Here is a 13,199-nt window from a genome sequence, read left to right as displayed (position 1 = left end):
GGATGAAGCCAGCGTCACTCCGACGGCCGATCGCCCGTCTTGCCGTCGCCGTCCGGCAGCACGCCGAACTCCTGCGATTTGACGCCCTGCTCGGCCGTCAGGAACCCGTCCGAGGAAAGACCGCGCCGCAGCAGCTCCCGGACCGCTGCCGAGCGGCTCGGCATGCGCTTTTCGAAGCGCCAGTTTTCCAGCGCCGCCAATTCGTCCGTGGTGAGCATGATCTGCAGCCGTTCCGGACGTTCCAGTTCAGCCATGTGCGCGCTCCTCGCTCAGGACTAAAAACACGGTGAGTTAGCATCTAGCTCATTCAGCTTATAAGTATGGTGACCCCCATTATGCGTCAAGACCGGCCAGTGAGGCCTCCGCACATCAAACGCATGATGCTCATCGAACGCCTGATACGCATTCCTGTAATTTAACTAACCAACTGATTTTATTTGTATATTTTTCAGATTTCACTTGCCAGACCGATACCCCGAGCGCATGTTTCAACCTGAACAGAAAACCGTTCCCTTTGGGAGGTTTCGATGCGCTACGATTACTCCATGCGCTTGCACGATGACGTCAATGCAGCGGTCGAGAGGGCATTCAAGACCGCCGGCATCGTCAACATCACGGTGACGGCCGAGCAGGTCAGGATCATGAATCTGGCCGAGAATGTCGCCCTCGAGGACATTGAATATCTGGTCCTGCGGGCTGCCCAACTGCTTGGCGCGGCAATCGAATTCGACTCCATGAGCAGCGGGTTGGCGCTGTCTGGAAACGTAGAGGGTGAGGAACGGGCGATCAGCCCCCTCGTTCTTTCGCAGCCGGCCTCGATCCAGTGATGTCGCCCTGACGCCACGCCCGGTCTCGGCGTCGCTTCCAACATCCGGACTGGCTCCGGCCTGGGCATGCCTGGCGCCCGGCACCCTTGATCACAGTCGGTTGAGACAGCGCTGCACACCTATGGGAATTGGGCGCGTGCTCTATATGGTGCTGCAAACCCCAACCGGAGCAGCGCAGCCATGACCCTCGCGACACGAAAACTCGGCAGCCAGGGATTGAAAGTCTCGGCCATCGGCCTCGGCTGCATGGGCATGAGCCAGTCCTACGGCCCGGCCGACGAGGCCGAGTCCATCGCCACGCTGCATCGCGCGATCGAACTTGGCTGCACCTTCCTGGATACCGCCGAGGTCTATGGCCCGCACACCAACGAGGCACTTCTCGGCCGGGCGCTGAAGGGCAAGCGCGACCAGGTGACAATCGCCACCAAATTCGGCTTCCGCATCGAAAACGGCAAGCAGCTCAGCGGCGTCGACAGCCGGCCCGAGCATATCCGCGAGGTTGTGGAAGCCTCGCTCGTCCGGCTCGCCACCGACCATATCGACCTGCTCTACCAGCACCGCGTCGACCCTGACGTGCCGATGGAGGATGTCGCCGGCGCGGTCGGCAAGCTTGTGGCCGCGGGCAAGGTGCGCTTTTTCGGCCTGTCGGAGGCAGGTAGCGCCAACATCCGCCGGGCGCATGCCGTCTTTCCCGTCTCGGCGCTGCAGAGTGAATATTCGCTGTGGGAACGCAATCTGGAGCCGGAGATCATCCCGCTGCTCAAGGAACTCGGCATCGGCTTGGTGCCGTTCTCGCCGCTCGGCCGCGGCTTCCTCACCGGCGATGTCAAGCGCGCCGAGGATTATCCGGAAGGCGACTATCGCCGCAACGACCCGCGCTACCAGGGCGAAAATTACGACGCCAATGTCGATGCGGCCGGCACGGTGCGCGACATCGCGGCGGCCCGGGGCGTCAAGCCAGGACAGATCGCGCTGGCCTGGCTGCTCGGCAAAGGCGGCGATTTCGCTGTCGATATCGTGCCGATCCCCGGCACCAAGCGCAGAAAATACCTGGAGGAGAACATCGCCGCCGCCTCGCTGAAACTCGACGCCGCCGAAATGGCCGCACTGGACGAGGCGCTGGCGCCGGGAAAAATCGCTGGCCCGCGCTATGGCGAGCGCGGCATGGCGATGGTCGATCGGTAGCTCCAGCGCGTTCATCGCAAGCGGCATTGAATGCGGGAAGCGGATGCTTTTCTCCTCGGCAGTCTGCCGCTGAAGTCCATTGGTGATGGCTCAAAGCCTCCCAGCCCGACGATGGCAGCTGCCCGCGAACCACGAGGAATGGCCGGACAGACATTCTGCTGTCGCAAACCGTCGGTCGAAGATCGGAGCGGCAGGGCCCGCCACGGGGAAGCGGCGGACCCGGATGGGCTTGGATCACTGAAGTCGGGCTCCCGCCGCAACGCCCTCGGATGTGGGTTGTTCCTTCAAATTTCCGCCCTGTCGCTTTTGCCAATTCGCCTGGAACGAAATTTTTTCGTCGAGGTTTATCCCGCGAAGGGACTGATGCTTTCGAGGAGACCTCCCATGAAGCATATGTTGATCACCAGCATGCTCGCGCTCGGCATCGGATGCGGTGCCGCGGTGGCTCAGACACAGCCGGCTGAAACTCAGTCGGGCGGTGACGCCAATTGCGCGGCCGGCGCGGCCAACTGTCAAAATGGCTCGAAGATGAAGATGGGCGAGCAGGCTCAGGGCAAGGCCAAGGCCCAGACGGACCAGCAGGCCCAGGGCAAGCCGAAGCTCAAGACCGACGAGCAGGCTCAGGGCAAGGCCAAGGTCGAGACCGACCAGGCCCAGGGCAAGGCAGGTGCGACCACCGATCAACAGGCTCAGGGCAACGCCAAGGTCCAGACGGACCAGCAGGCCCAGGGCAAGCCGAAGCTCAAGACCGACCAGCAGGCCCAGGGCAAGGCAAATGCAACCACCGATCAGCAGGCTCAGGGTAAGGCCAAGGTCCAGACCGACCAGCAGGCCCAGGGCAAGGCAAATGCGACCACCGATCAGCAGGCTCAGGGCAAGACCTCGACACAGACTGATCAGGGTTCGACTGCCTCTATCAGCAATGTGACGGTCGAACAGAAAACCCAGATCACCCAGGTCATCAAGGAGACCCGGGTCGAGCCGGTGTCCAATGTCGATTTCGACATTTCGGTCGGCATCGAAGTTCCGCGGCACAAGATCCGGCTGCATCGTCTGCCGGCGCGCATCGTCAAGATTGTTCCGGCCTATGAAAGCTACGAGTATTTCGTATTGGCCGACGGTCGGATCGTCATAGTCGATCCAGACACGTTGAAGATCGTCCTTATCCTGACCTGACTTGGGCCAACGCTCTGAAACGCCCGCACACCCAGGTGGCGGGCGTTTCCATGAGATCTGCCGTTGAATCAATTGTGGGCGGAGGCTGCCGTGTTCGGGGACAAGGCCGGGGATCTAGCCGCCAGGACGTCAAAGCTGGATTTCAGCGCCTGCCTGTTCGTCGAACAAAACCGGGCAGCCTCGTGCAAGCGCTACCTTGGAAAGGGCGTTCGCCACCACATCGTCCGGCGACACGAAATCGCCGGTCAGCACCCGCAACTCTTCCACGCCTTCAGCCATCGAGACAAAATTTCCGACCACGCGGTCGTGCTTACAGGCCTCGACCACGTAAAGCAGATCGACCAGTTCGAAGCTGCGCATGTTCAGCCTCCAAAAAAACGTCCCTTGCAGGATCTTGAAACGCGTTGGCGGAGCGTAATGTTCCGACAGACCCGACTTAGCTCTGGCTCGCCGCCGGCAACCAGAGCTCAGATGTCAGGATCGTCGAGAATGCGAGCGAGCGTGCTGCGCCCCAGCGCGCTCATGGCTGGGTTGGTGCCACGGTAATACCAGACGAGACCCATGGCCTGCTGGAACGCCCAGGCAGCACCGCGCTTCCATAAGAGGTCCTCGACCTGAAGGCCGCTGCGAAAGGCCGCCCTTCGCTCGCGGTCGAGAAGATGCCACGCCACCACCAGATCCAGCGACGGATCGGCCGGCCCGAAACTGCCGCCATCAAGCACGCCGACAAGACGCTCGCCCTGCACGAGAAGGTTTGCCGGGATAAGGTCCTTGTGACTCATCACGACAGGCCCGGCGGCGGGCAACTCCCGCAACCGGGCCCACAAATCGCGCAGTCGGGCCACATCAAGCAGGCCATCGCTGTTTTCAAAGCAAACAGCCATCCAATCGTCATGATCGGGGAGATGTCCGCCACGTCCTTGCCCGTCGAAGCGCCGGCCCCGTGTGTCCGCCTTGCGCAACGATGCCACGAGGCTTGCAAGGTCAAGCGCGAACATCGTCGATCCACTTAGCCCGTGCGGCGTGGCAACCTCGCCTTCGATCCACGTTTGCAATGCCCATGGCATTGGATATCGAGGACCGGGCTCGCCGAGCCCAATCGGGCGTGGCGTCGCAAACAGGCAATGTTCGCCGATCTCGACCATGGCAGCGGCCTCCGACCGAAGCATATCGGCGCATTCGGCAGGGTTCATCGCCCGCAGCGGGAAGCGCGCAGCGCTCTTCGAGCCGATGCGGAAGATGGCGTTGACGGTTCCCGACGATCCGACCGAGGTGATGTGCTCATGACGATATTGGGGAAACTGATCGTCGATCATGTGGCGGGCGATATCGATGTCGATATTCACCTGATCGTCATGCATCATGTGTTCTCGTCCTGCCGGGCATGATCCGCTGGCGCCGACGACCGGGATGCGGCGCAAAGCCACTATAAGCGCCCTTACCGGTAGGTCGAACCAGCGCTCGCGGCGATCGGCTTCTGCCCCTAGCCCGCCGCCGCGGCCGGCACCTTCCTTGGCGCGGCGCGCGGCCGGCGCATGCGCCGTTTGGCGACGAGCTTCAGCGCCACCGGCGGCTCGTTCGACAGCGCGCCGGTCACGGCGTCGACCATGCCGTGCGCGACGAAATCCGCGTTGATGTCCTGGGCGAGCTTGGCCGCCGCTTCCTTGTCTCCGTTGCCGGTTTCCGACCAGAACACGATGCCCACCCGAAGCGCCGCCTTCGCGCGCTTCAGCCGCCGAACCAGGAAGCGGGCATGCTTGACGGAATCGCGGTTGAGGAAGCCGACCACCACCGTGTCGACGGTCTCGAGCTCGAGATGGCGGATGCCGGCGGGTTCCATGTCGACAAAGTCAGCCTTCGACACGGTCGCTCCCTGGACCTCCAGCACCTGCGCCAGCATCGCCGCGGCGGCGTCGTCGAGCTCGCCGCGCCCGCCGGCGCAAAGCACCGATAGGCCACTGCCGTCGGGCAGCTCGGCCTCGTCCTCGGCGGCGGCATCGCCGGGCTCGCCCCCTTCCCCGGCCACATGCCGGCTTTCGTCCTCGGCCGCCTCCTCCTTGGCATCATCTTCGAGATTGGCCACCAGCGCGAGCGCGCTGGCCGCCACCTGCCGCCTTTGCAGGTCGCCCATGACGCCGCGCACACGGTCGCGCTCGCCCAGCAAAAGGGCGGGAACAGCCACCTTGTCGTAGAATTCGACCAGATATTTTTCCTCGAGCATTTCCTCCGCGTGATCGGTGGCCTCGTCCGGGTCGCCGGCCAGGAGCCGCTGGTACAGCCGCGCATGCGGTTCCAGCACCGGCTCGTTGCCGAACAGCACGTCGAGGAATTCAAACTGCGGTACGTGCCTGCCCAGCACCACGAGGCAGACGGTGAGCGGCGTCGACAGGACGAGCCCGAGCGGCCCCCACAGCCACGTCCAGAAGATCGCCGCGACGATGATCGCCAGCGGCGACAGCCCGGTTCGCGAGCCGTACAGCCAGGGCTCGACGACATTGCCGGTGACCAGTTCCATCACCACGAACAGGGCCGCCGTCCACAACACGAGCGACCAGCCGGGAGCCACGGCAAGCGCCAGGAACAGCGGCAAAAGCATGCCGATGGCCGGACCGATATAGGGAACGAACCGCAGCGCCAGCGCCAGCAGGCCCCACAACAGCGCATTGGGAATGCCAAGGATCCACAGCCCGATCGCAATCGGTATGGCGTAGAGGATGTTGACCACCAATTGCATGAGCAGGTAGCGGCCCACGCGCTTGGCTGCAACCTGAAGCGCCTCGGTGGTGCGGTGTAGGTCGCCATAGCCGACAAGCCGGATGAAGCGGTCGCGCAAATCCTCCCGCTCGAGCAGCATGAAGATGACGACGACGACGATCAGTCCAGCCGATCCCAGCGGGCTGATCAGCGGACCGACGATGTTCTGCAGGACTTCGAGCGGCCTTTCACGCGCAACGATCTCGACCGGGACCGGTTCGCGCGGCGGCTTGTCGGGCGTGGCGGCCGGCAGCGTGGCGTCCTGCCTGTCGATCTCCTGGCCGACACGCTCGACCACGCTGCTCAACCTGGCGATGATCCCGCCCCCGACTCCGGTTTCCTTGAGCGAGCGGATCTTGGCCAGGATGTTGGTCTGGTAGACCGGAATGTTCTGCGCCAGCTCGCTGACCTGCGTGGCGACGACGAAGCTGAACAGGGCAAGGGCCGCGAAGGCGCCGAGCACACTGGCGATGACGGCGGCGATCCGGGGAATGCCGACCCGTTTGAGCGCCGAAACCAAAGGCGCCAGCGCGAAGGTCAAAAGCAGCGCGATCGCGATCGGCAGGAACACCTCGCGGCCGAAATACAGCGCAGCCACCGTCGTCACGGTGGTCGCCACATTGGGCAATGCGGTTCGCGGACGGGGCGCGGCGGCCGAAAGAATATCGTCCAGCCCATGCGCCTCGGACGCCGTCCCGTTTCGACGATTGGCCGCCACTTGCTGTCTCTCCCCCTGCCAGCGGCCATGGTCTGACATATTGAGCCGGCGTGCAACATTTGCCGGCAGACCGCTGGTTACCCTTCAATTCCGGGCGGGTCAGTATGTTCCCTGCGGCCGGAGGCAATGGAAAGAAGTGATTTTATCCGCTCGTCGGGATTCACGTCCCAGAGCCGATCAGCGCGCCCCGTGCCTTGCCAGCGCGTGCTCGATCAGCACGTCGATCACCTTGCTGTAGCCGATGCCGGCCGCGGCAAGTGCCTTGGCGTACATCGAAATGTCGGTGAAGCCGGGCAGCGTGTTGACCTCGTTGACCAGCAGCGAACCGTCGGCGCGCAGGAAGAAGTCGACGCGCGCCATGGCCTCGCAACCGAGCGCCCGGAAAGCCCGCGCCGCCATCTCGCTCGTCCTGGCAACGACATCGGCCGGGACATCGGCGGGCACCTTGACCAGCGCGCCGTCGGCATCGAGATATTTGGCCTCATAAGTGTAGAAGCCATGCTTGCCGGCGGGAATGATCTCGCCCGGCAGCGAAACCGTCAGCGAGCCGTCGGCCTGCTCCAGCACCGAGCACTCGATCTCGCGGCCGTCGACGAACTCTTCGATCAGCGCCTTGCTGTCATAGCGCAAAGCCGTTTCGACCGCCTGCTCGAAGCCATCCCTGTCATGCACCTTGCTCACCCCGAAGGACGAGCCCTGGCGCGCTGGCTTGGCGAAGAAAGGCAGCCCAAGCGCCCCGGCAATCTCCTGGAACGAACCGACATCGCCTCTCAGCACGGTGACCGAGCGGGCAACGGCAAGCCCGGCCTCGCGCAGCAGCCGCTTGGCGACATCCTTGTCCATGGCGGCTGCCGAAGCCAGGATGCCGCAGCCGACATAGGCGACATCGGCAACCTCGGCATAGCCCTGCACCGAACCGTCCTCGCCGAACGGCCCGTGCAGCACGGGAAAGACGACATCGACGGGGTCAGGCTGTTCGCCATTCTTGGTGAGAGCCATCAGGCGGCCCTTGCCGCCGGGCAGCAGCGCGACCTCCACGCCATCCTCCGACACCGGAGCCCCTGCCCCGTCGGCGTCAGCCTCGGACGAAGGCTGCAGCCGCCACCTGCCGTCCCTGGAAATGGCGATCGGCACCACCTCGTAGCGCGTCCGGTCGATCGCCTTCAGCACATTGGCGGCCGACAGCCGCGACACGTCATGCTCGGCCGAGCGCCCGCCATAGAGGATGGCGACCCTGATCCTATCCTTCATTGAAAAGCCTGTTCTTCATCGAAATCCCTCGAAATCAAATGGTGACGGCAATGCCGCGATTGGCAAAGAAACGGTCGAAATCGGCTGGCGCCAACACTGCGTTGGCCTGTGTGGCGCTGGTATGGCCGGATGGGTTGTGAAAGCGAAAACCGTCCCGCGACGCCGCCGTGACCAGCACCAGATGGCCGCCCTTCGACGGCGGCTCGTGCTCGGGCCAGCGGATCGAACTGCTGACCGAGGCGATGAAGAAGCGTGACTGCCCGAGGATCGCCGGAATGTCCGACGTCGCGACATTGGTCATCACCTGCGCCTCCAGGCCGAATTCCGCCTGCACGAAGGTGACGAAGGGCGCGTAGATCAGGCCCTTGATCGAGCCTTCGTTGACGACATAGCCGCCATATACGGTGCAGCGTCTCGCCAGTTCGATCGTCGGCACGATCTCGCCGCGCGTCGCAAGGATCATTTTCAGGCACGCCATGCCGCAGATGTTGGCGGCCCAGACCGCGTATTCGTCGAGGCTTTCCGCGCCCGACCCTTGCCATAGCGGATCGCGCCGCAGCGCCACATCGGCGCCATCGGCGAGCACGGCCAGCGTCATGTCAGGCGTTTCCCACTGGCTGAAAAACGGCACGGCTCCAGGCAACGGGTTCATACGGATTTCTCGGATAGTTCCCACGGTCTCGCATACGAGGATACGAGATCGTGGGAAAGCCGCTTGGGCCTCCGAACAACGAAACCCCTGACGGGCAACGCCGGGCGGCGCCGCCCGCCTACTCGGCCTTCGTCCAGCCGAAGACCAGCCAGGCGTATTTCGATTTCTCGTCGGGCTCGGCGGTGTAGGTCATCTGGATGTCGCCGTCCTTGGCGTAGATGTCGAGCCTGGGCGCCGTATCCAGCTTGAGCCATAGCGAGCTCTTGCTGAAGGACCAGGTTCCGCACCAGACGCAGGCGCCCGACGCCGCGTCACCCGGCTGATGGAAATTGTAGCGGCCGTCCGCCGTGATCTCCAGATAGTCGAACGCGCCGTAGAAGGCGGTCACCGTCTGCTGAAACGCGGCGGCCGCCGCTTCCTGTTCGGGCGTCGGCGCATCCTTCATGTCGCGCGGCGGGCGGATGGCCGAGCCGCTGAGCTTCCATTTGCCGACAAAGTCCTTCTTGGTCGGAAGATATTCCTCCTGAGCCTGCGCCGATGAAATATAAGAAACTGATAATATGCTTGTCGGCAAGATGGCTCCGCCCGCAAGTAAAAGCGCGGCGGCGCAGATTGCCCTGGTGGATTTTTGCATGAAATATATTTCTCCACGATGGGAAAGGATGTCTCGGTCCAGTGGAAATTTAGGGCGTACCTTGCCTGGACGCCGATTCCAACCGCCTTTGCACGGTTAGCATTGGGGCCAGCGACCTGGCAACGACGGGACGCCGTCAATCCCCGTTGGGTCAGCAGGCGCGCAAAATGTCGCCGGCGGTGGCCGCGGCTGCGTTCGATGGAAGCCCCTAGAAGGTGATCTTCACCGAAGCGACGCTGCGCGTATGCGCACCGTGATGGACGGCCTCGATGTTGTTGCCGTCGGGGTCGAGCAGGAAGGCGGCGTAATAGCCGGGATGATAGGGCCGCTCGCCCGGCGCGCCATTGTCCGTGCCGCCGGCCGCCAGCCCGGCCTTGTGGAAGGCATCGACCATCGCGTGGTCCCTGGCCTGGAAGGCCAGATGGTGACGGCCGGTGAGTTTTCCCAGCGCGGCCCGGCTGTCGGCGCTGGAGATGAACAGCTCATCGGACCAGAAATAATCCTTGCCAGTCCCGCCGATCGGCACGCCGAGCACCTGCAAGACCGCCTCGTAGAAACGCCGGCTGGCGGCGAGATCCCTTACCACCAGCTGGATGTGGTCGATGAGCCGGCCGCGATGCAGTTCCTGGGTTTCCACGAAAATCCTCCTCGCAATGTTCCAAATCTAAATTCGCTTGGGGCGCCGTCAATGCGGGCGGGCGCAGGCTACTGACAGCCGCTGCCTTCCGGCGTCGCCGCCGAAAATCCCGCCCTTCGGTCCTCTGCAAATGAAATGCCCGCCGGAGAGGGGAACCCGGCGGGCTTTGGAAGGCCTCGTTGACCAGGCCTTCAGATGTCTGCGGGGGATCAGACACCTAGGAACACCTGTCGGCTGAAGAGGTTCCACCCCGATCTTTTTTCGGGAGAAAATTCTCCTGACGGGAACTTTCCGATCAAACCGGAGTTTCGTGGCGCGGCGGGAGGAACCACGATTGGATTGTTTTGAGAGACTGGAAGCGCTTATCGACAGCGCCGGGGCCGGCGACGTCGAGGAGGCAAACGCCTTGCTGCGGCACTTCAAGGGCAAGTCGCAGGCGGTCGCCACGGCAATCGACGAGTTCATGCTCGACTTCGTGACATTGGTCTTCGTCGTCGAGACCGGCGAGGAAGATTTTGAAAAACCGCTCCGCAAACTGGCGCGCACCAGGCTTGCGATACTCAGGCACCTGGTCACCGTGACGGCGTAGAAATGCCGCCTTCCGCGACCGGCCTACCGCTTCAGCAGCGCCGCCAGCCGTGGAATGCCCTCGGTCACCGCGCGGCGGTCGGCCAGCGTGAAGGACAGCCGCAGCGTGTTGCGCCCGGTGCCATCGGCGTAAAAAGCGTTGCCGGGCACAAAGGCGACGCGCGCCTCCTTCACCGACCGCGCCAGGAGTTCGGTGGCATCGGACCCTTCGGGCAATGTCGCCCAGACGAACATGCCGCCTTCCGGGCGGCTCCAGGTCACGCCCTCCGGCATGTTGGCTTCGAGCGCGCCGAGCAGCCCGTCACGGCGCTCTCGATAGGCGCCGATAAGTTTGTCGACCTGGCCGTCGAACACGGATTCGGCGACGCGGTGCATGACCAGCTGGTTGATCGACGGGCTGTGCAGGTCGGAAGCCTGCTTCATCAGCACCAGTTTTTCCACCACATGGCGCGGGGCGCACACCCAGCCAACGCGCATGCCCGGCGACAGGATTTTCGAGAACGAGCCGCAATAGAGCGTGCGCGCCTTGTCGATAGAGCCGCAGCGCGCGCAATCGAGCGCCAGGATCGGCGGCACGCCCTCGCCGTCATAGCGCAGGGCGCGATAGGCGGCGTCCTCGATGACGGCGATGTCGAGTTCGCCGGCAAGGTCGAGCACCGCTTCACGCTGCGTCCTGTCCAGCGTGTTGCCAGTCGGGTTGGCGAAGTCGGGCACCAGGTAGGCGAACTTGACCTTGCCGCCATTTGCGGCGGCCGCCGCGCGATAAGCGTCCGGCGTCATGTTGCCGCCTTCGGGCCGCAGCCGGTCGTAACGCGGCTCATAGGCATTGAAGGCCTGCAGCGCGCCGAGATAGGTCGGCCATGTCACCAGCGCGGTGTCGCCCGGCGACAGGAACAGTTTGCCCAGATAATCCAGCGCCTGCTGCGAGCCGGAGGTGATGAAGATGTTGGCCTCGTCGCAGGCGACGTCGAGCGTGCCCATCTGCCCGGCGATCCAGCGCCGCAACGGCAGGTAACCTTCCGACACCTGGTATTGCAGTGCCGCGCCAGCCTCCGCACCGCCCAGCACCTCGGCATAGGCATCGCGGATGGCCTCGGCCGGAAACAGCGTCGGATCGGGAATGCCGCCGGCGAAGGAGATAATGTCCGGCTGGTCGAGCAGCTTCAGGAGTTCGCGGATTTCGGAGGCCTTCATGCGCGACGAGCGCGAAGCCAACAGGTTCAAAAGGGTCAAGTCACGCCTCCCCGGACGATTTTCATATAGGTCAATGTAGCTGACCTATATCCGCTTTGTCAGGCAATTTGAATAGTGCCTGAAAGCCTTCCGCTATACGCCAGCCGCCGCAGGGGCGGAACGGATGCGCCTAAAGGCCCTTCTTGTAGCCAATATGGCTGCCGGTGAAGCCGAGGTTTTCATAGAAGCGGTGCGCATCCGCCCGCCCCTTGTCGGTGGTCAGTTGCACAAGGCCGCAGCCGCGCGCCCGGCATTGATCGATCGCCCATTCGACCATCAGCCGGCCGATGCCGCCCGATCGCCGATGGCCGGCGACGCGAACCGCCTCGATCTGCCCGCGCCAGGCGCCCTTGCGCGACAGCCCGGCAAGGAAGGTGACCTGCAACGTGCCGATCACCTCGGCTCCGTCCACGGCCACCGCCAGCAGCTGGTTGGGATCGACATCGATGGCGTTGAAGGCATCGAGATAGCCAGGCGCCAGCGGCAAGGAGGCATCCTCGCGGGCCGCGCCTAGCGGATCGTCGGCCAGCATGGCGACGATTGCCGGCAGGTCGGAGGCTTGCGCCTTGCGGAAGGTGATCATGGCGCCGGGATAGCGCGGGGCAGTGGCGGCGGCAAGGCGGCTTCTTCCTTCCCCCCTTGTGGGGGAAGGTGGATCGGCGCGCAGCGCCGAGACGGATGAGGGGTGTTCCAGCGGAGTGAGGCGTCGGCACTCCCTGGAACACCCCTCATCCGACCTCGCTTCGCGAGGCCACCTTCTCCCGCAAGGGGAGAAGGAAGAGGGCTAGTTACTCCTCGCCCTCATACACCCTTTGCGCCTTTATCAGCGCCTGATCCAGCCTCTCGCCCTCGGCGTATCCAGCCAGATTCCGCGGCCGCTCTATGCCGGGCAGCAGCCTCGGACACGGCTCGGCGGCGCCGATCACCGTCCGCACCGGGATGACGCCGGCCCACACCGGATGGCCATAGTCCTCCTCGTCGTCGCCGACGCCCTTGGCGCGCACTTTGGCTGACGCCTCCTCGATGCGCATGCCGATCACCATCGTCGCCTTGGCTTCCTGCGCCGAGATCGGCCGCAAGGTTTCGCTGCGGCCGGGATAGAAGCGGTCGACGACGCCGGCCAGCGCCTTCATCTTTTCCTCCGGCTCGTCGACAATCCGCGCGGTGCCAAAGCACATCGCCGAGCGGTAGTTGGCGGAATGGTTGAACCCGGTGCGCGCCAGCACCAGTCCGTCGAGATGCGACACGGTGAGACAGGCCGGCGTGCCGCCGCGCAGCTGGCGCAGCATGCGGCTGGCCGATGAGCCGTGCCAGTAGAGCATGTCGCCCTCGCGCCAGTGAATGGTGGGCGTGCAATAGGGCTGGCCGTCGAACGTGTAGGCGACGTGGCAGAGCAGCCCGGCATCCAGCACCGCGAAGACGGCCGCATGGTCGTAGCTGCCGCGCTCATGCAGGCGCTTGACCCGGTTGCGGCTGGTGGTTGGAAAGCTGGCGGAGACGTCGTTCACGGCTTGCATCCTCGGCTGTTGTCTGCCAACCATGCG

15 protein-coding genes are annotated in these 13,199 nt (G+C 64.0%); 4 read left to right on the top strand and 11 right to left on the bottom strand.

Annotated elements, in window-relative coordinates; genetic code table 11:
* Positions 1–14: 14 nt before the first annotated feature.
* Entirely contained in the window at positions 15–254 is a 240-nt protein-coding gene (locus CK226_RS00375; protein WP_095773785.1) for a hypothetical protein, read from the bottom strand.
* A gap of 273 nt (positions 255–527) precedes the next feature.
* Between CK226_RS00375 and CK226_RS00370 the strand changes: the two genes are divergently transcribed.
* The 3 genes from CK226_RS00370 (at position 528) to CK226_RS00360 (ending at position 3,188) form a co-directional block, all read left to right on the top strand.
* Positions 528–827: a hypothetical protein gene (locus CK226_RS00370; protein ID WP_095773784.1), complete on the top strand. Its 300-nt coding sequence runs from the start codon at positions 528–530 to the stop codon at positions 825–827.
* A 180-nt stretch (positions 828–1,007) separates the two neighbouring features.
* Positions 1,008–2,012 carry an aldo/keto reductase gene (locus CK226_RS00365; RefSeq protein ID WP_095787635.1) on the top strand — a complete coding sequence of 335 codons (1,005 nt, stop codon included), beginning with the start codon at positions 1,008–1,010 and terminating at the stop codon, positions 2,010–2,012.
* A 30-nt stretch (positions 2,013–2,042) separates the two neighbouring features.
* Positions 2,043–3,188 (top strand): DUF1236 domain-containing protein, encoded by a 1,146-nt coding sequence (locus tag CK226_RS00360; protein ID WP_245437612.1) that lies wholly within the window; start codon positions 2,043–2,045, stop codon positions 3,186–3,188.
* Between the two features lie 129 nt (positions 3,189–3,317).
* On the opposite strand, the gene CK226_RS00355 is transcribed toward CK226_RS00360, so the two are convergent.
* The 7 genes from CK226_RS00355 to CK226_RS00325 all read right to left on the bottom strand — a co-directional run bounded on the left by CK226_RS00355 (position 3,318) and on the right by CK226_RS00325 (position 9,834).
* Positions 3,318–3,548 carry a hypothetical protein gene (locus CK226_RS00355; protein WP_095774017.1) on the bottom strand — a complete coding sequence of 77 codons (231 nt, stop codon included), beginning with the start codon at positions 3,546–3,548 and terminating at the stop codon, positions 3,318–3,320.
* A 107-nt stretch (positions 3,549–3,655) separates the two neighbouring features.
* The gene (locus CK226_RS00350) at positions 3,656–4,552 is read right to left on the bottom strand and encodes an aminoglycoside phosphotransferase family protein (RefSeq protein ID WP_179295862.1); all 897 of its coding nucleotides are present in this window, start codon (positions 4,550–4,552) and stop codon (positions 3,656–3,658) included.
* A gap of 119 nt (positions 4,553–4,671) precedes the next feature.
* Positions 4,672–6,660 (bottom strand): AI-2E family transporter, encoded by a 1,989-nt coding sequence (locus CK226_RS00345; RefSeq protein ID WP_179300939.1) that lies wholly within the window; start codon positions 6,658–6,660, stop codon positions 4,672–4,674.
* A gap of 177 nt (positions 6,661–6,837) precedes the next feature.
* Positions 6,838–7,911, bottom strand: a complete 1,074-nt coding sequence (locus CK226_RS00340; RefSeq protein WP_095790714.1) for a D-alanine--D-alanine ligase family protein — start codon at positions 7,909–7,911, stop codon at positions 6,838–6,840.
* 34 nt (positions 7,912–7,945) lie between these two features.
* Positions 7,946–8,563 carry a C39 family peptidase gene (locus CK226_RS00335; RefSeq protein ID WP_095790713.1) on the bottom strand — a complete coding sequence of 206 codons (618 nt, stop codon included), beginning with the start codon at positions 8,561–8,563 and terminating at the stop codon, positions 7,946–7,948.
* A gap of 118 nt (positions 8,564–8,681) precedes the next feature.
* A complete protein-coding gene (locus CK226_RS00330) occupies positions 8,682–9,197 on the bottom strand; it encodes a hypothetical protein (protein ID WP_095790712.1) in 516 nt (171 codons plus the stop codon).
* A 208-nt stretch (positions 9,198–9,405) separates the two neighbouring features.
* Positions 9,406–9,834, bottom strand: coding sequence for a VOC family protein (locus tag CK226_RS00325; RefSeq protein ID WP_095773777.1), 429 nt, complete (start codon positions 9,832–9,834; stop codon positions 9,406–9,408).
* 334 nt (positions 9,835–10,168) lie between these two features.
* Between CK226_RS00325 and CK226_RS00320 the strand changes: the two genes are divergently transcribed.
* The gene (locus tag CK226_RS00320; protein ID WP_245437611.1) at positions 10,169–10,423 is read left to right on the top strand and encodes a hypothetical protein; all 255 of its coding nucleotides are present in this window, start codon (positions 10,169–10,171) and stop codon (positions 10,421–10,423) included.
* Between the two features lie 23 nt (positions 10,424–10,446).
* On the opposite strand, the gene CK226_RS00315 is transcribed toward CK226_RS00320, so the two are convergent.
* From CK226_RS00315 to CK226_RS00305, 3 genes are all read right to left on the bottom strand, one after another.
* Positions 10,447–11,616 carry a PLP-dependent aminotransferase family protein gene (locus CK226_RS00315; protein WP_179300957.1) on the bottom strand — a complete coding sequence of 390 codons (1,170 nt, stop codon included), beginning with the start codon at positions 11,614–11,616 and terminating at the stop codon, positions 10,447–10,449.
* Positions 11,617–11,785: 169 nt separating this feature from the next.
* Complete coding sequence (locus tag CK226_RS00310) at positions 11,786–12,238, bottom strand: GNAT family N-acetyltransferase (RefSeq protein ID WP_095790709.1); 453 nt, start codon at positions 12,236–12,238, stop codon at positions 11,786–11,788.
* Positions 12,239–12,443: 205 nt separating this feature from the next.
* Positions 12,444–13,196, bottom strand: coding sequence for a pyridoxamine 5'-phosphate oxidase family protein (locus tag CK226_RS00305; protein WP_179300938.1), 753 nt, complete (start codon positions 13,194–13,196; stop codon positions 12,444–12,446).
* Between the last annotated feature and the right edge of the window lie 3 nt (positions 13,197–13,199).

This window comes from Mesorhizobium sp. WSM4311, assembly GCF_002295115.1.
GTDB lineage: Bacteria > Pseudomonadota > Alphaproteobacteria > Rhizobiales > Rhizobiaceae > Mesorhizobium.
The sequence above is the reverse complement of the archived record's forward strand: the minus strand, read 5'-3'. Positions and strand labels throughout refer to the sequence as shown.

What these genes read in the sequence shown, in the direction of transcription:
- CK226_RS00350 (WP_179295862.1), bottom strand. Translation starts at nt 4,552, where the DNA reads ATGATGCATGACGATCAGGTGAATATCGACATCGATATCGCCCGCCAC.
- CK226_RS00355 (WP_095774017.1), bottom strand. Translation starts at nt 3,548, where the DNA reads ATGCGCAGCTTCGAACTGGTCGATCTGCTTTACGTGGTCGAGGCCTGT.
- CK226_RS00375 (WP_095773785.1), bottom strand. Translation starts at nt 254, where the DNA reads ATGGCTGAACTGGAACGTCCGGAACGGCTGCAGATCATGCTCACCACG.
- CK226_RS00310 (WP_095790709.1), bottom strand. Translation starts at nt 12,238, where the DNA reads ATGATCACCTTCCGCAAGGCGCAAGCCTCCGACCTGCCGGCAATCGTC.
- CK226_RS00315 (WP_179300957.1), bottom strand. Translation starts at nt 11,616, where the DNA reads ATGAAGGCCTCCGAAATCCGCGAACTCCTGAAGCTGCTCGACCAGCCG.
- CK226_RS00335 (WP_095790713.1), bottom strand. Translation starts at nt 8,563, where the DNA reads ATGAACCCGTTGCCTGGAGCCGTGCCGTTTTTCAGCCAGTGGGAAACG.
- CK226_RS00360 (WP_245437612.1), top strand. Translation starts at nt 2,043, where the DNA reads ATGCGGGAAGCGGATGCTTTTCTCCTCGGCAGTCTGCCGCTGAAGTCC.
- CK226_RS00330 (WP_095790712.1), bottom strand. Translation starts at nt 9,197, where the DNA reads ATGCAAAAATCCACCAGGGCAATCTGCGCCGCCGCGCTTTTACTTGCG.
- CK226_RS00305 (WP_179300938.1), bottom strand. Translation starts at nt 13,196, where the DNA reads ATGGTTGGCAGACAACAGCCGAGGATGCAAGCCGTGAACGACGTCTCC.
- CK226_RS00365 (WP_095787635.1), top strand. Translation starts at nt 1,008, where the DNA reads ATGACCCTCGCGACACGAAAACTCGGCAGCCAGGGATTGAAAGTCTCG.
- CK226_RS00370 (WP_095773784.1), top strand. Translation starts at nt 528, where the DNA reads ATGCGCTACGATTACTCCATGCGCTTGCACGATGACGTCAATGCAGCG.
- CK226_RS00340 (WP_095790714.1), bottom strand. Translation starts at nt 7,911, where the DNA reads ATGAAGGATAGGATCAGGGTCGCCATCCTCTATGGCGGGCGCTCGGCC.